19 protein-coding genes are annotated in these 20390 nt (G+C 75.5%); 8 read left to right on the top strand and 11 right to left on the bottom strand.

All coding sequences use genetic code 11. The annotated features are described in order from the left end of the window. Window positions 1-6: 6 nt before the first annotated feature. Window positions 7-201, bottom strand: a complete 195-nt coding sequence (rpmI, locus tag HNR08_RS15975; RefSeq protein WP_146835768.1) for a 50S ribosomal protein L35 — start codon at window positions 199-201, stop codon at window positions 7-9. An 87-nt stretch (window positions 202-288) separates the two neighbouring features. Continuing rightward, window positions 289-1179 (bottom strand): translation initiation factor IF-3, encoded by an 891-nt coding sequence (gene infC / locus HNR08_RS15970; RefSeq protein ID WP_246803728.1) that lies wholly within the window; start codon window positions 1177-1179, stop codon window positions 289-291. A 445-nt stretch (window positions 1180-1624) separates the two neighbouring features. On the opposite strand from infC, the gene HNR08_RS15965 reads away from it, so the two are divergent. The 3 genes from HNR08_RS15965 to HNR08_RS15955 all read left to right on the top strand — a co-directional run bounded on the left by HNR08_RS15965 (window position 1625) and on the right by HNR08_RS15955 (window position 4164). Beyond that, window positions 1625-2095 (top strand): Fur family transcriptional regulator, encoded by a 471-nt coding sequence (locus HNR08_RS15965; RefSeq protein WP_146835771.1) that lies wholly within the window; start codon window positions 1625-1627, stop codon window positions 2093-2095. A gap of 118 nt (window positions 2096-2213) precedes the next feature. Continuing rightward, window positions 2214-3719, top strand: a complete 1506-nt coding sequence (locus HNR08_RS15960; protein WP_146835774.1) for a catalase — start codon at window positions 2214-2216, stop codon at window positions 3717-3719. A gap of 88 nt (window positions 3720-3807) precedes the next feature. Beyond that, entirely contained in the window at window positions 3808-4164 is a 357-nt protein-coding gene (locus tag HNR08_RS15955; RefSeq protein WP_146835777.1) for a DUF1844 domain-containing protein, read from the top strand. 5 nt (window positions 4165-4169) lie between these two features. Here HNR08_RS15955 and HNR08_RS15950 read toward each other — a convergent pair whose 3' ends face one another. After that, window positions 4170-5468: an MFS transporter gene (locus HNR08_RS15950; RefSeq protein ID WP_146835781.1), complete on the bottom strand. Its 1299-nt coding sequence runs from the start codon at window positions 5466-5468 to the stop codon at window positions 4170-4172. Between the two features lie 112 nt (window positions 5469-5580). Between HNR08_RS15950 and HNR08_RS15945 the strand changes: the two genes are divergently transcribed. The 3 genes from HNR08_RS15945 to HNR08_RS15935 all read left to right on the top strand — a co-directional run bounded on the left by HNR08_RS15945 (window position 5581) and on the right by HNR08_RS15935 (window position 7723). Next, complete coding sequence (locus tag HNR08_RS15945; RefSeq protein WP_221286374.1) at window positions 5581-6303, top strand: hypothetical protein; 723 nt, start codon at window positions 5581-5583, stop codon at window positions 6301-6303. Next, window positions 6300-7040: a S1C family serine protease gene (locus HNR08_RS15940; protein ID WP_246803005.1), complete on the top strand. Its 741-nt coding sequence runs from the start codon at window positions 6300-6302 to the stop codon at window positions 7038-7040. The genes HNR08_RS15945 and HNR08_RS15940 overlap by 4 nt, the downstream gene beginning before the upstream one ends. A 68-nt stretch (window positions 7041-7108) precedes the next feature. Further along, window positions 7109-7723 (top strand): hypothetical protein, encoded by a 615-nt coding sequence (locus HNR08_RS15935; protein ID WP_146835784.1) that lies wholly within the window; start codon window positions 7109-7111, stop codon window positions 7721-7723. 248 nt (window positions 7724-7971) lie between these two features. On the opposite strand, the gene HNR08_RS22790 is transcribed toward HNR08_RS15935, so the two are convergent. From HNR08_RS22790 to HNR08_RS15905, 6 genes are all read right to left on the bottom strand, one after another. Next, entirely contained in the window at window positions 7972-8874 is a 903-nt protein-coding gene (locus HNR08_RS22790; protein WP_307724251.1) for an SseB family protein, read from the bottom strand. After that, a complete protein-coding gene (gene priA / locus HNR08_RS15925; RefSeq protein WP_146835787.1) occupies window positions 8871-9611 on the bottom strand; it encodes a bifunctional 1-(5-phosphoribosyl)-5-((5-phosphoribosylamino)methylideneamino)imidazole-4-carboxamide isomerase/phosphoribosylanthranilate isomerase PriA in 741 nt (246 codons plus the stop codon). The genes HNR08_RS22790 and priA overlap by 4 nt, the downstream gene beginning before the upstream one ends. A 44-nt stretch (window positions 9612-9655) precedes the next feature. After that, window positions 9656-10303: an imidazole glycerol phosphate synthase subunit HisH gene (gene hisH, locus HNR08_RS15920; RefSeq protein ID WP_146835790.1), complete on the bottom strand. Its 648-nt coding sequence runs from the start codon at window positions 10301-10303 to the stop codon at window positions 9656-9658. A gap of 73 nt (window positions 10304-10376) precedes the next feature. Then, a complete protein-coding gene (locus tag HNR08_RS15915) occupies window positions 10377-10901 on the bottom strand; it encodes a hypothetical protein (RefSeq protein WP_146835793.1) in 525 nt (174 codons plus the stop codon). Further along, window positions 10898-11512 carry an imidazoleglycerol-phosphate dehydratase HisB gene (gene hisB, locus HNR08_RS15910; RefSeq protein WP_146835796.1) on the bottom strand — a complete coding sequence of 205 codons (615 nt, stop codon included), beginning with the start codon at window positions 11510-11512 and terminating at the stop codon, window positions 10898-10900. Before hisB ends, HNR08_RS15915 begins: the two co-directional genes overlap by 4 nt. Further along, window positions 11509-12642 carry a histidinol-phosphate transaminase gene (locus HNR08_RS15905; protein WP_146835798.1) on the bottom strand — a complete coding sequence of 378 codons (1134 nt, stop codon included), beginning with the start codon at window positions 12640-12642 and terminating at the stop codon, window positions 11509-11511. Before HNR08_RS15905 ends, hisB begins: the two co-directional genes overlap by 4 nt. Window positions 12643-12744: 102 nt before the next feature. On the opposite strand from HNR08_RS15905, the gene HNR08_RS15900 reads away from it, so the two are divergent. Further along, entirely contained in the window at window positions 12745-14928 is a 2184-nt protein-coding gene (locus HNR08_RS15900) for a RecQ family ATP-dependent DNA helicase (RefSeq protein ID WP_146835801.1), read from the top strand. Window positions 14929-14994: 66 nt separating this feature from the next. Here the strand turns inward: HNR08_RS15900 and hisD are convergent, their stop codons facing one another. Continuing rightward, a complete protein-coding gene (gene hisD / locus HNR08_RS15895; protein ID WP_146835803.1) occupies window positions 14995-16308 on the bottom strand; it encodes a histidinol dehydrogenase in 1314 nt (437 codons plus the stop codon). A 74-nt stretch (window positions 16309-16382) separates the two neighbouring features. Here hisD and HNR08_RS15890 point away from each other — a divergent pair, with 74 nt between their 5' ends. Then, window positions 16383-16610, top strand: coding sequence for an RNA-binding S4 domain-containing protein (locus tag HNR08_RS15890; RefSeq protein WP_146835806.1), 228 nt, complete (start codon window positions 16383-16385; stop codon window positions 16608-16610). 178 nt (window positions 16611-16788) lie between these two features. On the opposite strand, the gene dnaE is transcribed toward HNR08_RS15890, so the two are convergent. Continuing rightward, a complete protein-coding gene (gene dnaE / locus HNR08_RS15885; RefSeq protein ID WP_371862372.1) occupies window positions 16789-20367 on the bottom strand; it encodes a DNA polymerase III subunit alpha in 3579 nt (1192 codons plus the stop codon). Window positions 20368-20390 lie beyond the last annotated feature (23 nt).

Here is a 20390-nt window from a genome sequence, read left to right as displayed (position 1 = left end):
GGGAGGTCACTTGCCGAGCAGCTTCTTGATACGGGGGGCGTCGGCCGCGGAGACGACCTGGTCCGAGGCGAGGCGGCGCGTGCGACGGCTCGACTTGTGCTCGAACAGGTGGCGGGCGTTGGCCTGCTCGCGCATGACCTTGCCGCTCCCGGTGATCCGGAAGCGCTTCTTCGCACCGGAGTGCGTCTTGTTCTTCGGCATGGCTGCCGTCTCTCCTTGTCGTCGCATCGCGCACGGTGGCGCGACTCGTCCGTCCGGTCCCGGTGGGGTCCGGGCGTGTCGTGCAGGTCAGGCGTTCCCGGTGCCGCCGGACGACTGGCCCCGGGGGGCCGGCCGCGCCGATGGACGCGGAGCAGGTGCCGGGCGCGGCGCGGGCCGCGGGACCGGCGTCGCCGTCGTCCCGGTCGCGGGACCGGGGGTCGGGCGGGGGGTGCTGGTCGCCGGCCGGGTGGCCGGCTTCGGGCTGGCGGCCGGACGCGGCGCGGCGGCCGGGCGCGGCGCGGCAGCCGGGCGCGGTGCAGCAGCGGGCCGGGGCGCTGCCGCGGGCGCCGGGGCGGCGGCCGGGGCGGGCGTCGGCTCGGCGGCGGGGGCCGGAGCGGCAGCCGGAGCCGGGGCCTCGGCGGCGGGGGCCTCGACCTCGGTCGCCTCGTCGGCGACCGGCGCGTCCGCGGTGCGCTGCTCGCGCCGGGCGCGGCGCTGCTCGCCCTTCTGCTCCGCCTTCTTCTTGGTCGGCCCGAGCACCATGATCATGTTGCGGCCGTCCTGCTTCGGCATGCTCTCGATGAAGCCGAGCTCGGACACGTCGTCCGCGAGCCGCTGCAGCAGGCGCACGCCCATCTCCGGGCGCGACTGCTCGCGGCCGCGGAACATGATCATGACCTTGACCTTGTCGCCGGCGGCGAGGAACCGCTCGACGTGGCCCTTCTTGGTGCCGTAGTCGTGCGGGTCGATCTTGAGCCGGAAGCGGATCTCCTTGAGAACCGTGTTGCTCTGGTTGCGCCGGGCCTCGCGGGCCTTCATGTCTGCTTCGTACTTGAACTTGCCGTAGTCCATGATCTTGCAGACGGGCGGACGGGCGTCCGGCGCCACCTCGACCAGGTCGAGGTCGGCGTCCTGGGCCAGGCGCAGTGCGTCCTCCACGCGGACGATGCCGACCTGCTCGCCGTTCGGGCCGACCAGGCGGACCTCGGCGACGCGGATCCGATCGTTGATGCGGGGCTCGCTGATGTGGTGCTCCTCGAAGTCGCAGTGGTGACCTCCAGGAACGGGGAAGGCCCCCGGTCCTGAGCACAGGTGGGGGCCGACGGTTCCACGGCGCGCCGCGCGGGGCGGTACGCCGTCGGGCCGGGCTCCCGCGAGGGGCGCTCGGCCTGGACCGTGACCTGGACCCTGTCGCCGGGACGAGCCGGACGGTCGGGACTCAGGTGGGATCGACTCCACTTGTGCACCCGGGCGGCCCCGACCCCGCACCGGAGTGCGGGCGCAGGTCGACCCAGGCCAGTCGTGAGTGACTCTACCAGAACACCCGGACCGCCCCGGACGATTCCCCGCAGGCCCCCGCCCGACGTGACACGCCGTCAGATCCCTACTTGAACAGTTCCAGAAAGCGTGCCAGGGTGAGGGCATGTCCCTCGACCAGCACACCCACGCCGCGCACCCGGCGCACCCGGTGGCGGACGAGTCCCCCGCGGACCTCCTGCGCCGGCGGGGCCTGCGCGTCACCGCGCCCCGCGTCGCGGTGCTCGAGGCGGTCGCCGCCCACCCGCACGCCGACGCGGACGCCGTCCTCACCCGCGCCCGCACGGCGCTGCCGACCGTGTCGGTCCAGGCCGTGTACGACGTGCTGCACGCGCTCACCGACGCCGGCATCCTGCGCCGCATCGAGCCCGCGGGGCACCCCGCCCGCTACGAGCGCCGGGTCGGCGACAACCACCACCACGTCGTGTGCCGCGAGTGCGGCGCGCTCGGGGACGTGGACTGCGCCGTCGGCGAGGCCCCCTGCCTGACCCCCGTGTCCACGTCCGGGTTCACGGTCGAGACCGCCGAGGTCACCTACTGGGGACTCTGCCCGGACTGCCGCGACCGCACCGACTGACCCCCGGCGTCGCGCACCCCGCGCGGCCCGCACCCCCCACCGACCCACCGGTCGGGCGACCCCGCCCACCCGGTCCCCGGCGCGCCCGCACGGGCCCGCCACCGAAGGAAGGAACCGCGTGACCCAGGTCCACCCCACCACCACGAACTCCGGCGCCCCCGTCGCGTCCGACGCCCACGCGCTGTCGGTCGGCGCCGACGGCCCGATCGTCCTGCACGACCACTACCTGGTGGAGAAGCTGGCGCAGTTCAACCGCGAGCGGGTCCCGGAGCGCGTCGTGCACGCCAAGGGCGGCGGCGCCTTCGGCACGTTCACCACCACGGCCGACGTCAGCCGGTACACCCGCGCGGCGCTCTTCCAGCCGGGCGTGGAGACGGAGATGCTCGCGCGGTTCTCCTCGGTGGCGGGCGAGCACGGCTCCCCCGACACCTGGCGGGACCCGCGCGGCTTCGCGCTGAAGTTCTACACGTCCGAGGGGAACTACGACCTCGTCGGCAACAACACCCCGGTGTTCTTCCTGCGCGACGGCATCAAGTTCCCCGACTTCATCCGCTCGCAGAAGCGGCTGCCGGGCTCGAACCTGCGCGACAACGACATGCAGTGGGACTTCTGGACCCTGTCCCCCGAGTCGGCGCACCAGGTGACCTGGCTCATGGGCGACCGCGGCCTGCCGCGGTCGTGGCGCACGATGGACGGCTTCGGCTCGCACACCTACCAGTGGATCAACGCGGCCGGCGAGCGGTTCTGGGTCAAGTACCACTTCACGACCCAGCAGGGCATCGACAACCTGACCGCCGACGAGGCCGCGCAGCTCGCCGGCTCGGACGCCGACCACCACATCCGCGACCTGTTCGAGCACATCGCCGACGGCGACTTCCCGCGCTGGACGCTGTCGGTCCAGGTCATGCCGTACGCGGACGCGGAGACCTACCGGTTCAACCCCTTCGACCTCACCAAGGTGTGGCCGCACGCGGACTACCCGCTGATCGAGGTCGGCGTGATGGAGCTCAACCGCAACCCGGAGAACTACTTCGCGCAGATCGAGCAGGCCACGTTCGCGCCGAGCAACTTCGTGCCCGGCATCGCGGCCAGCCCGGACAAGATGCTGCTCGCGCGGATCTTCTCCTACGCGGACGCCCACCGGTACCGCGTCGGTACGAACCACGCGCAGCTGCCCGTGAACGCCCCGCACGCGGCCCCCGTGCACTCGTACTCCAAGGACGGTGCGGCGCGGTACTCCTTCAACGCCCCCGACGTGCCGGTGTACGCGCCGAACTCCGTCGGCGGCCCCGCGGCCGACCCGGCCCGCGCGGCGGAGTCCGCCGGGTGGGAGTCGGACGGCGCCATGGTCCGCGCCGCGGCGACCCTGCACCCCGAGGACGACGACTGGGGCCAGGCGGGCACGCTGTACCGCGAGGTGTTCGACGACGCCGCGCGCGCCCGGTTCCTCGAGACGATCACCGGCCACGTCGGCGCGGTGAAGAGCGACGTCATCCGCGCCCGGGCGATCCAGTACTGGACGAACGTCGACGCGTCCCTGGGCGCCGCCCTGGCCGCCGCGCTGTCCGGGTCCGCCCCGGTCGAGAACGGCGAGCCGGCGACGGCGAGCACCCCGGTCGCCTGACCGGATCCCCCGACGCCGCGCCCGTCGCCCCGGACCCCTCCGCCGGGCGGCGGGCGCGGCTGCGTCCGCGGATGAGAGGATCCCCCGCATGAGTCAGACCCCCGACGCGGACGCCGCCGCCCGCGACATCGCCGACGTGGCCGCGGTCGAGGTCATCACGACCGCCGCCGTGCACCTCATGAGCGCCGCCGCCGTGAAGTGCGGCCTGGCGGAGGACACCCCCGAGGCCGCCGGCCGGGACCACCTCGACCTGGACGAGGCGCGCAAGCTCATCACGGCGCTCGCCGCGCTCGTGACGGCGTCGGCGCCGGACATCGGCAACCAGCACGCCCGCTCGCTGCGGGACGGGCTGCGGTCGCTGCAGCTCGCGTTCCGCGAGGCCAGCCCCTTCCCCGACGCCCCCGGCGAGGGCCCCGGCGAGAAGTACACCGGCTCGGTGGTCTGAGCGCCTCAGCGGGCGGCGGGCTGCTCCGGGCGGGCCGGCACGTCGTCCGCGCCGACGGGGGCCGGGGTGGGCACGACGCCCGCCGGCGCCGGCCCGGTCGGCACGACGGCCCCGGCCCCGCGTGCTCCGCGCCCACCCGCCCGCCGCCGCACGACCGCGAGCACGGCCAGGCCCAGCACGGAGAGCAGCAGCCCGACGCCGCCGGCCGCCGCGAACCCGGACCACGGCCCGAACCCGTCGATCACGGCGCCGATGACCGGCGCGCCCAGCGCGGCTCCGACCGTGTTCGCCGTGCCGCTCCAGCCCATCACCTCGCCGCGCCGGTGCTCCGGCACCATGCGGACCAGCGACGCGTTGATCGACGACAGCGCCGCGGCGCACGGCAGCCCCGCGACCACGACGGCCACCGCCAGCTGCGCCTGCGTCTGGGCGAACGTCGCCGGGAGGGTCGCCGCGCCGAGCAGAGCCACCAGGGCCAGCGGGTGCAGCTCGTGGCGCCCGGCGCCGTAGACCAGGCCGCCGACGACGGAGCCCAGGCACCACAGCGCGATCATCCAGCCGACCGCCGACTCGTGCTCCCACCCGCGCAGCGCCGCGACGATGCCGACGTCGGTGCCGTTGAGGATCAGCGCGGCGGCGGACGCGGCCGCGAGCACGACCAGCAGGCCCGGGGTGAGGATGCGCTGCCGGGGGCCGGACGCCGCGGCGCCGGGTGCCTCGCCCGGCGACCGCGTCGGCGGGTTGAACCACATGAGCACGAGGCCCGCCACGACGGTCGACACGCCGATCACCGTGAGCGCGGCCGTGGTCGACACCTGGGTCGCGATCAGCACGCCGACGGTCGGCGCGAGCATGAAGGTCATCTCGGTGCCGACCGAGTCCAGGGCGTACGCCGTCTTCTGCTGCTCGGCCGGCACCAGGACCGCCAGCGACTGCCGGACGACCGAGAACACCGGGACGAGGAACGCCCCGGCGACGACCGCCGCCACGACGAGCGTCTCGTACCCGAGCCGCGGCGCGATCAGCCAGACCGCGGACTCCACGACCACCGACGGGATCAGCGCCCGCCGCAGCCCCAGCCGGTCGACCCGGCGGCCGCGCCACGGCGAGCCGATCGCCACGCCCACGGTCATCGCCGCGGCGACCACGCCGGCGCGGCCGTAGCCCTGCCCGAGCGGGCCCACCACGTGCAGGGTGAGCACGACGCCGGTCATCGCGTGCGGGATGCGCGCGACGAACGCGACGAGGACGAGGGGCAGGACACCGGGCAGCCGCAGCAGGCGGGCGTAGGGGGCGAGGGACACCCGGGGATTCTCTCGTGACGGGCGCCTGTCGGACGACAGGATTCCGCCACCCGGGTGCCCGCCAGGTGGTGATCTTCGGCACGTCCGCGCCGGCCGCCCGTAAGGTGGTGCCGTGACGTCTGCCACCGGGCCGGGCGACCCGATCGGCCAGCCGCGGCCGACCGGGCCGTCGTCGTGGCTCCCGCAGGGCGCCGAGGGCGCCACCGCCACCCGCCGCACGACCGCCGTGCCGGCCGGTCCCGGGTCCCCCGGCGCCGCACCCGCGGGAACCCCGCACGCCGAGCACGCGCACCTCGCCCCGCCGCCCGCGCCCCGCCGCCGCGGCCGCACCTGGGCCGTCGTCGTGCTCGCGGTGCTGCTCGCCGCGGTGACCGCGCTGTCCACCTACCTGTGGATCCGCACCGTCCGGTACGAGGAGTACGCCGCGGACATCGAGCAGCAGGCGCGGGACATCGGCACCGAGCTCGCGACGCTGCGCGCCGAGCACGAGGGCACCGTCGGCGAGCTGACCGCCGTGAACGAGCAGCTCACCACCGCGCAGGAGAGGATCACGCAGCTCGCGGACGAGAAGGCCCAGGTCGGCGACGACCGCGAGGTGCAGCGCCAGCTCGTCGACTACCAGGCCCGGATCTCGCAGGCCGCCGCGAACGTGGCCTCGGCCCTGTCCACCTGCATCGACGCGCAGAACCAGCTCATCACCTACCTGGAGGACGCGGCGTCCTACGACCCCGCGGACCTCGAGCGGTTCAAGGGCGACGTGCAGGGCGTCTGCAAGGCCGCGACCGACGCCAACGCCGAGCTGCAGCGCCAGCTCGCCGCGGGGGCCACCGGGTGAGGCGGACGCCCGCGCGGCTCGCCGCGCTCGTGCTGCTCCCGGCGCTCGCGCTGGCCGGCTGCGGCGTGCTGCCCGCCATGCCGCCGACCGCGGCGCCCACCGACCTGGTCCCGTCCTCGGTGCCGGCCGCGACCCCGTCGTCCTCCGGCAACCTGTCCCCCGACGGCTTCGACGCCGCGCAGCGGATGGCCGTGCGGATCCGGAACGTCGGCTGCAACTCGCTGTCGACGGGCTCCGGCTTCGCGATCGACGAGACGACGCTCATCACGAACCGGCACGTCGTCGCCGACTCGGCCGACCTCCAGCTCAGCACCTACGACGGCCGGGACGTCGCGGTCACGGCGTCCTCCACCGCGGCGCTGGCCGACCTCGCGGTGGTGCGGACCGCCGACGCGCTGCCGTCCGCGCCCGGGCTCGCGGAGGCCGACCCGAACCCGGGCGACACGGTGACCGTCGTCGGCTACCCGCAGGGCGGCGCGCTCACCGTGACGACCGGTCAGGTCATCGGCTCGACCACCGACCCGCTGAACGAGAACCTCGGCCAGGTGCTGGTCACGAACGCCGAGGTGGAGCCCGGGAGCTCCGGCTCCGCGGTGCTGGACTCCGAGGGCCGGGTCGTCGGCGTCGTGTACGCGAAGAACTCGACGGGCCAGAGCTTCGTCGTGCCGGTGAGCACCCTGCGCCAGCTGCTGGCCGACGAGTCGTCCTTCACCGCCAGCACGTCCTGCACCGGGTGAGGCCCCTGGTGCGCCGGGGTCCCGGCGTGCCACGGTGGGTGCGGACGTGCCCACCAGGAGGAGGACCCATGCCCCACGACGACCCCCACGCCGGACTGCCCGAGCTCACCCGTGCGGCGAGCGACGTCTTCTCCGCGCGCCGCGTGTTCGGCGAGCCCTACGAGCGCGACGGCGTGCTCGTCATCCCCGTCGCGAAGGTCGTCGGCTCGCACGGCGTCGGCGCCGCGAGCGGCGAGGGCCGGCTCGGCACGCGCAAGCCCGGCGCGCAGGGACCCGGCGGCCCGTCCGGCGACGACGACGGCGGGGACGGGCCGGGCGAGCCGGCGTCCGAGGCGCTGGAGGAGGCGGCCCCCGAGCTCGCCGTCGACGGCACCGGTCCCGGGCCGTGGCCCGCGGGGCGCCCGACGACCGGCTGGGGCCAGGCGAGCCGCGGGCTGGAGGCCCTCGCCCAGTACCGCCCGCAGTTCCCCCGCCCCTACGGCCGGGGCGGCGGCGACGCCGAGGGTGCCGGCTTCGCCGCGCGCGTCAAGCCGCTGGGCGTCTACGTCGTGCAGGAGGACGGGGTCTCGTGGCGCCCGGCGCTGGACCTCAACCGGGTCATCCTCGGCGGTCAGGCCGTCGGCGCGATCGCGGTCGTCGCGCTGTCGTTCGCCGTCGCCTTCGGCCGCCGCCGGCGGCGCTGAGCCCGCGGGCGCGCCGAGGTCGTCGGTTCCGCGCGAGGTCGTCGGTTCCGCGCGAGGTCGTCGGCTGCGCACGAGGTCGTCGGTTGCGCACGAGGTCGTCGGTTGCGCACCCCGGCCGGCGGGCGCAACCGTCGACCTCGGCGGCTCGGGCGCGCGGGGCGAGGCGGCGCGAGCGAGCCGGGCGCGGCTGCGGGAGCGCGCGGGGCGCGGGGTGCGGCGCGCGGGGTGCGGGGCGGCGCGGGGCGCGCTCAGCGCAGCCGGACCTCGACCGAGTCGACGCGCTGCGTGACCGTCTCGTCCGCGGCCAGCGCCGCGCCGACCCGGCGCAGCACCGCGTCGAGCGCCGCCCGGTCCAGGCCGGGCACGAGGGCCAGCTCGACGGCGACCTCCGCGCGCCCGCCGGGCACGGCGGCCACGTCGCGCACGGGGCCGCTCGCGGCCGCCGGACCACCCGGGCCCACCGCGCGCGCCGGACCGCCCGCCCGGCCGGCCGGAGCCTCGCCCGCCGCGGGACGCCGGCGCCGGAACCACGTCCGGCGCTCCCCCGACGACGCCGGCTCGGACGCCGCCGCCTGCTCCGGCGCGGCCGCGGGCGCGAGCGCACCGAGCACCGCCGCCCGCACCGCCGCCGCCACCTCGGCGTCCACCGCCGGGCCCGAGCCGCCGTCCGCCACCGCGGGCCGCCACGCCTGCTGCTGCGCCAGGGCCCACACCGCGGGCCGCGGCACGAGCACGGTCACCGGGCCGCCGGGATCGAGCACGAGCAGCTCCCAGCCCTCCTGCACCGCGGACAGCGCGGCGCGGACCACGTCGGTCGGCACGGGCCGGGCGTCGGACCGCCACGCCGACATCGCGGCGACGGAGGAGAACACGGGCAGCGCGGTGCGGCCGTCGGGCGCCTGCAGGGCGACGATGCCCGCGGACGCCTCCTTCTCGACGGTGTGCGCGTGCCCGCCGACGACGACGGTCTCCGCGGAGTCGAGCTCGGCCAGCACCGGCACCAGCACCCGGGTCCCGGCGAGCGCCGCGACGACGCCGGCGAGCGTGCCGGTGCCGTCGCCGTACCCCGCCAGCGCGGCGGCGACGCCCGGGTCGGCGCGGCCGTCGTCCCCCGCGAACGCGGAGGTCGGCGGGAGCTCCCGGCCGGTCACGGGCGCCCGGCGACGTCCAGCGCCTCGGGCAGGGTGAACGCCCCGGCGTACAGGGCCTTGCCGACGATCGCCCCCTCGACGCCCTCGGGCACCAGGGTCCGCAGGACGCGGAGGTCGTCGAGGGACGAGATGCCGCCGGACGCCACCACCGGCGCGTCCGTGCGGGAGCACACCTCGCGGAGCAGGTCGACGTTCGGGCCGCGCAGCGTGCCGTCCTTCGTCACGTCGGTCAGGACGTAGCGGGAGCAGCCGGCGGCGTCGAGCCGGGCGAGCACCTCCCAGAGGTCGCCGCCCTCCCGGGTCCAGCCGCGCGCAGCGAGCGTGGTGCCGCGCACGTCGAGGCCGACGGCGATCGCGTCGCCGTGCTCGGCGATGACGCGTGCGGTCCACTCCGGGTCCTCCAGCGCGGCGGTGCCGAGGTTCACGCGGGTCGCCCCGGTGCCCAGCGCGCGGGCGAGCGACGCGTCGTCCCGGATCCCGCCGGACAGCTCGACCTTGACGCCCTTGCCGGACAGCACCTGCGCGACGTCCGCGAGCAGGTCGGCGTTCGAACCGCGCCCGAAGGCCGCGTCCAGGTCGACCAGGTGGATCCACTCGGCGCCGCCGGCGTGCCAGTCGAGGGCCGCGGACAGCGGGTCGCCGTAGGAGGTCTCCGAGCCCGCCTCGCCCTGGACGAGGCGGACGGCCTGGCCGTCGGCGACGTCGACGGCGGGCAGGAGCTGCAGACGGTCGGACATGGATCTCCTCGTTCGGGGGGTGGGTGCGGACCGGGTCGGGGCGCTCAGCCGAGCGAGCCGACCCAGTTCTCCAGCAGCTGCGCGCCGGCGTCGCCGGACTTCTCCGGGTGGAACTGGGTCGCGGCGAGCGGGCCGTTCTCCACGGCGGCGACGAACCGGCCACCGTGCGCGGACCAGGTCACCAGCGGGGGCGCCATGCGCTCGGGGTCGGCGGTGTCGAGCAGCGGGAACGCCCGGGCGGCGTACGAGTGCACGAAGTAGAACCGCTCGTCCTCGATGCCGGCGAACAGCCGCGTGCCCTCCGGGGCGTCGACCGTGGACCAGCCCATGTGCGGCACGACGTCCGCCTCGAGCCGGTCGACCACGCCGGGCCACTCGCCCAGCCCGTCGGTCTCGACCCCGTGCTCGTCGCCGCGCTCGAACATCACCTGCATGCCGACGCAGATGCCGAGCACCGGCCGGCCGCCGGCGAGCCGCCGGTCGACGATCTGGTCGCCCCGCACGTCGCGCAGGCCGCGCATCACCGCGGCGAACGCCCCGACGCCCGGCACGACCAGGCCGTCGGCCTCGGCGGCATGCTGCGCGTCGGCCGTCAGCTCGACCTGGGCGCCGACCCGCTCGAGGGCGCGCACGGCCGAGCGGACGTTCCCGAATCCGTAGTCCAGGACGACGACACGAGGCTGGCTGGGCACCGGTCCAGGTTACCGGGACCGCGGCGCGACGCCCGTCGCGCGTCCGGTGCGCGGACCCCGCGGCCCGGCCGGGTCAGCCCTGCTTCCGCCGCCCGCTGCCGAGGGCGCGCATCGCGGCCCACCGGGACATGCCGACGCTGGACTCGACGCCCTCGATCTCGGCGACGGGGCGCCCGCCGACCAGCACGTCGTCGAGCACCTCGGGCGCACCCGACAGGACGAGCCCGGGCGGCAGGTCGTCCTCCCGCTCGCCCGCGGACCAGCGGCTCGCGGCGATCCGCCCGCCCCGGCGGTCCAGCAGCACGACCGGCGAGCTGCGCAGCATCCGCGAGATGGCCCCGGCCGCCTCGGCGGTCCGCTGCGCGTCGGCGGTGTCCCGCAGCACGGCCAGCGCGCCGACGGGTGACGGCACCGCGTCGACGGGCACGCCCGCGAGCGCGCACGCGGCGGCGAGCGGGCGCGCGCCGGCGACCTGCGTCACGACCACCGCGACGACCGGCTCCGGCGGCTCGCCCGGCGCGGAGCCCGCGGCGTCGAGCCCGGACAGGTCGTCCGGGATCTCGATGCCGAGGTCGTCGTCGTCCGGGGTGCCGGTCACAGCGCACCCTTCGTGCTCGGGATGCCCTCGACGCGCGGGTCCAGCGCCACGGCGGCGCGCAGCGCGCGGGCCAGCGCCTTGAACTGCGCCTCCACGACGTGGTGCGGGTCGCGGCCGGCCAGCACCCGCACGTGCATGCCGAACGCGGCGTGGTGCGCGATCGACTCCAGCACGTGCCGGGTCAGCGAGCCGGTGAAGTGCCCGCCGATGAGGTGGTACTCCTGCCCCGCGGGCTCGCCGGTGTGCACGAGGTACGGGCGGCCCGACACGTCGACGACGGCCTGCGCCAGCGCCTCGTCCAGCGGCACGGTCGCGTCGCCGAACCGCGCGATGCCGCGCTTGTCCCCCAGCGCCGCCCGCAGCGCCTCGCCCAGGCAGATCGCGACGTCCTCGACGGTGTGGTGCGCGTCGATGTCGGTGTCGCCCGTGGCCTGCACGGTGAGGTCGATGAGCGAGTGCTTGCCCAGGGCCGTGAGCATGTGGTCGTAGAACGGCACGGTCGTGCTGATGTCCGTGCGCCCGGTGCCGTCGAGGTCCACCTCGACGACCACGCTGGACTCGCTCGTCGTGCGCTCGATCCGCGCGGTGCGCCCGCCGGTCGTGCTGCTCACAGCCCCACCACCTCCTGAAGCGCGGCGCGGAACGCCGCGGTCTCCTGCGGGGTGCCGACCGACACCCGCAGCCATCCTTCCGGACCGACCTCGCGGATCAGCACGCCGCGGTCCAGCAGCCCCTGCCAGACCGCGTGCCGGTCCTCGAACAGGCCGAACAGCACGAAGTTCGCGTCCGACTCCGCGACCGTGAGGCCCCGCTCGCGGAGCCACACGACCAGGGCGTCCCGCTCGTCGCGCAGCGAGCCGACCTGGGCCATGAGCTCGTCCCGGTGCGCGAGTGCCGCCCGCGCGACCGCCTGGGTGACGGCGGACAGGTGGTACGGCAGCCGCACGACGCGCAGCGCGTCCACGAGCTCCCGGGACGCGGCCAGGTAGCCGACCCGCGCGCCGGCCAGGCCGAACGCCTTGGACATGGTGCGGCTCACCGCGAGGTGCGGGTGGTCGGCGAGCAGGGTGAGGGCGGAGTCGACGCCCGCGCGGCGGAACTCCGCGTACGCCTCGTCGACCACGACCACGCAGCCGCCCGGGACCTGCGCCGCGGCGTCCAGCACCGCCCGCACCGTGCCCAGGTCGAGCGCCGTGCCCGTCGGGTTGTTCGGGCTGGTGAGCAGCACGACCGACGGCTGCTCGCGGGCGATCAGGAACCGCGCCTCGTCCGGGTCGACGTGGAAGTCCTCGGTGCGCCGGCCCGCGACCCAGCGGGTGTGCGTGTCGCGCGCGTACTCGGGGTACATGGAGTACGTCGGCGCGAAGGACACCGCGGTGCGCCCGGGGCCGCCGAACGCCTGCAGGACGTGCAGCATGACCTCGTTCGACCCGTTCGCCGCCCACACCTGCTCGGGCGCGACGCGCACGCCCGACTCGACCGCGAGGTAGTCCGCGAGGTCGCCGCGCAGGTCGAGGAACTCCCGGTCGGGGTACCGGTTCAGCCCGGCGGCGGCGTGCGCCACGGCGGCGGCGATGTCGGCGACCACCTGCGGCGACGGCGGGTACGGGTTCTCGTTGACGTTGAGCAGGTTGGGCACGGCGAGCTGCGGGGCGCCGTAGGGCGCGCTGCCGGCCAGCTCGGGGCGCACGGGCAGCGCGGGCCGCGCGGGCCGGTGCGTGGCGGCTTCCTGGGGTGTCACGGGGCCGATCGTATCCGCGCGCCCCCGGCCCCTGGCGAGCCGTCTCGCCGGGCCTGTGGACGACGGGCCCGGTGTCGGCGGGGGCGTCTAGGGTCGAGGGCGATGACGACGAACCCGACCGCCACGCCGACCGGCACCCCGGCCGGTACCGACCTGCGCGCCGAGGCCGAGGCGGTGCTGCGCCGCCTGGTCGGCCGCGACGACGCCCGACTGCGCGACGACCAGTGGCGCGCGATCGACGCGCTGGTCACGGACCACCGCCGGGCGCTGGTGGTCCAGCGCACCGGCTGGGGCAAGTCCGCGGTGTACTTCGTGGCCACCGCGCTGCTGCGCGCCCGGGGCGCCGGGCCGACGGTGCTGGTCTCGCCCCTGCTCGCCCTCATGCGCAACCAGGTGGCCGCCGCCCAGCGCGCCGGGGTGCGGGCGGCGACGCTCAACTCCGCGAACGTCACGGAGTGGGACGAGGTGCACGCCCGCATCGCCGACGGGGAGGTCGACGTCCTGCTGGTGTCCCCCGAGCGCCTGACCCACCCGGCCTTCCGGGACGAGGTGCTCCCGCGACTCGCCGCCGACGCCGGGCTGGTCGTCATCGACGAGGCGCACTGCATCTCCGACTGGGGCCACGACTTCCGCCCGGACTACCGGCGCATCCGCACGCTGCTGTCCGAGCTGCCGGACGGCATCCCGGTGCTGGCGACGACCGCCACCGCGAACGCCCGGGTGACCGCCGACGTCGCCGAGCAGCTCGGCACCGCGGTGCACGACGACGTCCTGGTGCTGCGCGGCCCCCTCGACCGGTCCAGCCTCGACCTCGCCGTGGTGCGGACGCCGGACACCGCGGCGCAGCTCGCCTGGCTCGCGCAGAACCTCCCGGAGTTCGAGGGGTCCGGCATCGTCTACTGCCTGACCATCGCCGCGGCGCACCAGGTCACCGAGCACCTGCGCGGCGCGGGGCTCGACGTCCGTACGTACACCGGCCAGACCGACCCCGCCGAGCGGGAGGTCGCCGAGGCCGACCTGCTCGCCAACCGGGTCAAGGCGCTCGTCGCGACGTCCGCGCTCGGCATGGGCTTCGACAAGCCGGACCTCGGGTTCGTGGTCCACGTCGGCGCGCCGTCCTCCCCGATCGCCTACTACCAGCAGGTCGGGCGCGCGGGCCGCGCGGCCGAGGCGTCGGGCGGCAGAGCCACGGCGGTGCTGCTGCCGGGCCGCGAGGACCGCGCGATCTGGGACTGGTTCGCCTCGACGGCGTTCCCGCCCGAGCCGGACGTCCGCGCCGCCCTGCGCGCGCTGGGCGACGGCGGCACCCTGTCCACCGCCGCGCTCGAGACCCACGTGTCGCTGCGCCGGTCCCGCCTGGAGCAGATGCTCAAGGTGCTCGACGTCGACGGCGCGGTGCGGCGGGTGGCGGGTGGCTGGACGGCGACCGGGCAGCCGTGGTCCTACGACGCCGAACGGTACGACCGGGTGACCGCGACCCGGCGGGCCGAGCAGCAGTCGATGGTCGACTACGTCACGACCGAGGGCTGCCGGATGGCGCACCTGCGCCGCGCGCTGGACGACCCCGAGCTCGCCGGACCCGAGGGCGAGGCGTGGCGGTGCGGCCGCTGCGACCGCTGCACCGGGCGGACCGTCGGCGCCGCGCCGGACGCCGCGCACGTCGCCGGGGCGCAGGCGCTGCTCACCACCGCGGGCGTCGCCGTCGAGCCGCGGCGGCAGTGGCCGTCCGGGATGGCCACGCTCGGGCTGGACCTGCGCGGCCGCATCGCGGAGGACGAGCGGGCCGAGCCCGGCCGCGCGGTCGCCCGGCTCGACTCGGTGGGCTGGGGCGGGCTGCTGCGCGACCTGTTCGGCGGCGACGCCGACCCCGCCGCCGGGCTGCCGGTGCCGCTGCGCGACCCGGTGCTCGCGACGCTCGACGCCTGGCACCCGGAGCACCGCCCCGAGGGGGTCGTCGTCGTGCGCTCGGACTCCCGGCCCGCGCTGGTGCAGCACCTCGCCGAAGGGGTCGCCCGGCACCTGGGCGTGCCGCTGGTCGGCGCGGTCGTCCCCCGGCCGGACGTCCCCGCGGGGCGGCACGACGTGAACTCCGCGCACCGGCTGGCCGCCGTCGCCCGCCGGCTGGAGCTCGACCTGCCGCCCGCGACGGCCGAGGGGCTGCCGGGCCGGGCGGTGCTGCTGGTCGACGACCGCACCGACTCCGGGTGGACGCTCACCGTCGCGGCGCGGCTGCTCCGGCAGGCGGGCGCGGCGGCGGTGCTGCCGTTCGTCCTCGGGGTCGGCTGAGCGGCGCGCGGCGGCCGGCGCGGACCGGCCCGCGCGGCGCCCCGCACGGCCGGCCCTGGCCGCGCGTCAGAACCGCGCCTGCACGGCCTCCCCGTGCGCGGGCAGCCCCTCGGCGTCGGCGAGCGCCACGATCCGCCCCGCGACCTCCCGCAGCGCGTCGGCGTCGTACTCGACCACCTGCACCGCCCGGACGAACGAGTGCACCCCGAGCCCGGACGAGAAGTGCGCGCACCCGCCGGTCGGCAGCACGTGGTTCGACCCGGCCATGTAGTCCCCGAGGGACACCGGCGAGTACGCCCCGACGAAGATCGCCCCGGCGCTGGTGACCCGCTCCGCCACGGCGGCGGCGTCCTCGGTCTGGATCTCGAGGTGCTCCGCGCCGTACGCGTTGACGACGGCCAGCCCTGCCTCGAGGTCGTCCACGAGGACGATCGCGGACTGCGGGCCGGACAGCGCCTGCGCGACCCGCTGGGCGTGCCGCGTGACCTGCACCCGGTCGACGAGCTTGGCCTCGACGGCCCCGGCGAGCTCCACCGACGGCGTGACCAGCACGGACGCGGCGAGCGGGTCGTGCTCCGCCTGGGACACCAGGTCCGCCGCGACGTGGTCGGCGTCGGCCGTCGCGTCCGCGAGCACGGCGATCTCGGTGGGCCCGGCCTCGGCGTCGATGCCCACGACGCCGCGGACCAGGCGCTTCGCCGCGGCGACGTACACGTTGCCGGGGCCGGTGATGACGTCGACGGGCTCGCACAGCGTCCCGCCGTCGGCGTCGGCCGCCCCGTACGCGAGCATCCCCACGGCCTGCGCCCCGCCGACGGCGTACACCTCGTCCACGCCGAGCAGCGCGCACGTCGCGAGGACGACCGGGTCGGGCAGCCCGCCGTTGTCGCGCTGCGGCGGCGACGTCACGGCGAGCGCGCCGACGCCGGCCTCCTGCGCCGCGACGACGTTCATGATCACCGACGACGGGTACACCGCGAGGCCGCCGGGCACGTACAGGCCGACGCGGCGCACCGGGATCCAGCGCTGCCGGACCTGCGCGCCGGGGGCCACCTGCACCGTGTGGTCGGCCGGGCGCTGCGCGGCGTGCACGGTCCGCACCCGGCGGATGGTCTCGTCCAGCGCGGCCCGGACGTCCGGGTCCAGCACGTCGACCGCGGCGGCGATCGCCTGGGCGGGGACGCGCAGGTGCTCGGGGCGCACCCCGTCGAACCGCTCGGCCAGGTCGCGCAGGGCGTCGGCCCCGCGGGTGCGGACGTCCGCGAGGATCGGCTCGACGGCCGCGGCGGCGGACTCCACGTCCAGCTCGGGGCGCGGCAGGGCCTCGAGCAGCTCGCGGCGGGACAGGGTGCGACCACGCAGGTCGATGCGGGAGATCACCCTCCGGAGTCTAGGCGCGTCGCCGCCCCGCGCCGCCCGGCCGTCCACCGCCCGGGCGGGGCCGCGCTGGCAGGATGGGACCCGTGACCACCGTGCCGATCTCCGACGACTCCATCCGCCTCGGCCAGTTCCTCAAGCTCGCGGGTCTGGCCGACTCGGGCGCCGACGCCCGCACCCTGCTGGAGGAGGGCGAGGTCACCGTCAACGGCGACCCGGAGTCCCGCCGCGGCCGCCAGCTCCACCGCGGCGACGTGGTGACCGTGGCCACCCCCGCGGGCGAGCACGCCGCCACCGTCGGCTGACCCGCCGCGCGCCGAGACTGCAGCAGATGCGCGCCTCGGGGCGCCGAGACCAGCATCTGCTGCAACCTCGGCGACCCGGGCGGGCCCGGGCAACCTCGGCGACCCGGGCGGGCCCGGGCAACCTCGGCGACCCGGGCGGGACGGGCGGACCCGGGCGAACCCGGCGGGCCGGGGCCGGCTAGACCCCCAGCGGCGTCGTCGCCGACTCCAGGCAGCCCGGCCCCAGCAGGGCCTTGAGGTCGCCGTACAGGGCCGGGGAGCGTTCGACCCGCCAGCCGCCGCGCGGCATGACCAGCGCCGTGCCGCCGCGGGCGCGGGCGACCCGGAAGTGGATCTCCGTCATCCCGGGGTGCGTCTTGAGCACCTCGAGCAGCCGCTCCAGCACGGGCGGCGTGCACCGGGCCTCGGACATCCGCACCGTCACCGGGGCGTCGGCCACCGCGGACAGGTCGGGCAGCGACACCTCCATGGCCTGCAGCTGCATGGCGTCGTCGCGGCGGCGCACCCGGCCGCGCACGACGATCACGGCGTCCTCGGCCAGCACCGTCGAGTAGGCGAGGTAGGTCTCGCCGAAGAACATGATCTCGACCGAGCCCTCCATGTCCTCCAGCGTCACGGCGGCCCACGGGTTGCCCTGCTTGGACATCTTGCGCTGCAGCGACGTGACGAGCCCCGCGACGACGACGGTGGACCCGTCCGGCCGCGCCTCGTCGGCGTTCAGCGTCGCGATCGACACGTCGGCCGCGGCGGACAGGACGTGCTCCAGGCCGGACAGCGGGTGGTCGGACACGTACAGGCCGAGCATCTCCCGCTCGAACTGCAGCCGCTGCTTCTTGTCCCAGTCCGGGACGTCCGGCACCTGCACGGAGAAGCCGGGGCCGTCGTCGCCGCCCAGGTCGGCGAACAGGTCGAACTGCCCCTCCGCCTCCTTGCGCTTCACGCCGATGACGGACTCGACGGCCTGCTCGTGCACGAGCAGCAGGGCGCGGCGGGCGTGCCCGAGCGAGTCGAACGCGCCGGCCTTGATGAGCGACTCGATGGTCCGCTTGTTGCAGACCACCGCGGGCACCTTGTCCAGGAAGTCGGTGAACGACGTGAAGTCGCCCTTCTCCTCGCGGGTGCGGACGATCGCCTCGACGACGTTGGCGCCGACGTTCCGGACGGCGGTGAGCCCGAACCGGATGTCGCTCCCGACGGCGGTGAACAGCGCGGACGAGGAGTTCACGTCCGGCGGCAGCACCGTGATGCCCATGCGGCGGCACTCGTTGAGGTACAGCGCCGACTTGTCCTTGTCGTCGCCGACGGAGGTGAGCAGGCCCGCCATGTACTCGGTCGGGTAGTTCGCCTTGAGGAACGCCGTCCAGTAGGAGACGACGCCGTACCCGGCGGAGTGCGCCTTGTTGAACGCGTACCCGGCGAACGGCACCAGGGTGTCCCAGACCGCCTGGATCGCGGGCTTGGAGTAGCCCCGCTCCTTCATGCCCGCCTCGAACGGCACGAACTCCTTGTCGAGGATCTCCTTCTTCTTCTTGCCCATCGCGCGGCGCAGCAGGTCGGCCTGGCCGAGCGAGTACCCGGCGAGCACCTGCGCGGCCTTCTGCACCTGCTCCTGGTACACGATGAGGCCGTACGTGCCGTCGAGGACCTCCGCCAGGGGCTCCTCGAGCTCCGGGTGGATCGGCGTGATCGGCTGCAGGCCGTTCTTGCGCAGCGCGTAGTTCGTGTGCGAGTTCATGCCCATCGGCCCCGGGCGGTACAGGGCGATGACGGCGGAGATGTCCTCGAAGTTGTCGGGGCGCATCTGGCGCAGCAGGGCGCGCATGGGTCCGCCGTCGAGCTGGAACACGCCGAGGGTGTCGCCGCGGGCGAGCAGCTCGTACGTCGGCTTGTCGTCGAGCGGGATCTCCTCCAGCTCGATCGGCGGCTTGTCGTTCGCCACGATGTTCCGCAGCGCGTCGTCGAGGATCGTGAGGTTCCGCAGCCCGAGGAAGTCCATCTTGATCAGGCCGAGGCCCTCGGACGTCGGGTAGTCGAACTGCGTGATGACGGCGCCGTCCTGCGGCCGCTTCATGATCGGGATGATGTCGATCAGCGGCTCGCTGGACATGATGACGCCGGCGGCGTGGACGCCCCACTGGCGCTTGAGGTTCTCCAGGCCGCGGGCGGTCTCGAGCACGCGCTGCGCCTCGGGGTCGGCCGCGACGACCTGCCGGAACTCCTCCGCCTCGGCGTACCGCGGGTGCTCCGGGTCGTACATGCCGGACAGGGGGATGTCCTTGCCCATGACGGGCGGCGGCATCGCCTTGGTGAGCTTCTCCCCCATCGCGAACGGGAAGCCCAGCACGCGCGAGGAGTCCTTGAGCGCCTGCTTCGCCTTGATCGTGCCGTAGGTGACGATCTGCGCGACCCGGTCGTCGCCGTACTTCTCGGTCACGTACCGGATGACCTCGCCGCGCCGGCGCTCGTCGAAGTCGACGTCGACGTCGGGCCAGGACACGCGCTCGGGGTTGAGGAACCGCTCGAAGATCAGGCCGTGCCGCAGCGGGTCGAGCTCCGTGATGCCCATGGCGTACGACGCCATCGACCCGGCGGCGGACCCGCGGCCCGGCCCGACGCGGATGCCCTGCTCCCGCGCCCAGGCGATGAAGTCGGCGACCACGAGGAAGTAGCCGGAGAAGCCGAGCTGCACGATGACGTCGGTCTCGTACTTCGCCTGCGCGCGCACGTCGTCGGGGATGCCGGACGGGTACCGCCGGTGCAGGCCGCGCTCGACCTCCTTGACGAACCACGAGTTCTCGTCCTCCCCCTCGGGGACGGGGAACCGCGGCATGTAGTTCGCGCCGGTCGGGAACTCGACCTCGCACCGCTCGGCGATGAGCAGCGTGTTGTCGACCGCCTCGGGCAGCTCGGCCCAGGTGCGGCGCATCTCCTCGGCGGACTTCACGTAGTAGCCGTCGCCGCCGAAGGCGAACCGCGACCCGCCCTGGTCGTACGTCGGCTCGTCGAGGGTCGACCCGGACTGCACGGCGAGGAGCACCTCGTGCGCGTGCGCGTCCTCCTTGGTCGTGTAGTGCAGGTCGTTGGTGGCGACCAGCGGCGCGCCGATCGTCTCGGCGACCCGGAGCAGGTCCTTGATCGTCTTCCGCTCGATCTCGAGGCCGTGGTCCATGACCTCGACGAAGAAGTTCTCCTTGCCGAAGATGTCCTGCAGCTCGCCGGCCGCGCGCACGGCCTCGTCGTAGTGCCCCAGCCGCAGCCGGGTCTGCACCTCGCTGGACGGGCAGCCGGACGTCGCGATGAGGCCCTCGGAGTACGTCTGCAGCAGCTCGCGGTCCATGCGGGGCCACTTGCCCATCTGCCCGTCGAGGGACGCCAGCGACCCCATCCGGAACAGGTTGTGCATGCCCTGCGTGGTGCGCGAGAGCAGCGTCATGTGCGTGTAGGCGCCGCGGGCGGAGACGTCGTCGGCCGCCTGGTGCGCCTCGCCCCAGCGGACGCGCGTCTGGTCGAAGCGGCTGGTGCCCGGGGTGACGTAGGCCTCGACGCCGATGATCGGCTTGATGCCGAGCTTCTTCGCCTGGGAGTAGAAGTCGAACGCGCCGAACAGGTAGCCGTGGTCCGTGATGGCCATCGCGGTCTGCCCGAGCCGCTGGGCCTCGGCGAGCATCTCGCCCACCCGCGCCGCACCGTCGAGCATCGAGTACTCGGAGTGGACGTGCAGGTGGACGAAGTCGGAACCCGAGGCCATGCGAGCCATCCTAGGTGGCCCCTCCGACACCC

Origin of the sequence: Cellulomonas hominis (assembly GCF_014201095.1) — a bacterium.
GTDB lineage: Bacteria > Actinomycetota > Actinomycetes > Actinomycetales > Cellulomonadaceae > Cellulomonas > Cellulomonas hominis.
Note: the sequence above shows the minus strand (reverse complement) of the source record. Positions and strands in the feature narration are given on the sequence as shown.

What these genes read in the sequence shown, in the direction of transcription:
- rpmI (WP_146835768.1), bottom strand. Translation starts at nt 201, where the DNA reads ATGCCGAAGAACAAGACGCACTCCGGTGCGAAGAAGCGCTTCCGGATC.
- HNR08_RS15965 (WP_146835771.1), top strand. Translation starts at nt 1,625, where the DNA reads ATGTCCCTCGACCAGCACACCCACGCCGCGCACCCGGCGCACCCGGTG.
- HNR08_RS15955 (WP_146835777.1), top strand. Translation starts at nt 3,808, where the DNA reads ATGAGTCAGACCCCCGACGCGGACGCCGCCGCCCGCGACATCGCCGAC.
- HNR08_RS15935 (WP_146835784.1), top strand. Translation starts at nt 7,109, where the DNA reads ATGCCCCACGACGACCCCCACGCCGGACTGCCCGAGCTCACCCGTGCG.
- priA (WP_146835787.1), bottom strand. Translation starts at nt 9,611, where the DNA reads ATGTCCGACCGTCTGCAGCTCCTGCCCGCCGTCGACGTCGCCGACGGC.
- HNR08_RS15900 (WP_146835801.1), top strand. Translation starts at nt 12,745, where the DNA reads ATGACGACGAACCCGACCGCCACGCCGACCGGCACCCCGGCCGGTACC.
- HNR08_RS15890 (WP_146835806.1), top strand. Translation starts at nt 16,383, where the DNA reads ATGGGACCCGTGACCACCGTGCCGATCTCCGACGACTCCATCCGCCTC.
- dnaE (WP_371862372.1), bottom strand. Translation starts at nt 20,367, where the DNA reads ATGGCTCGCATGGCCTCGGGTTCCGACTTCGTCCACCTGCACGTCCAC.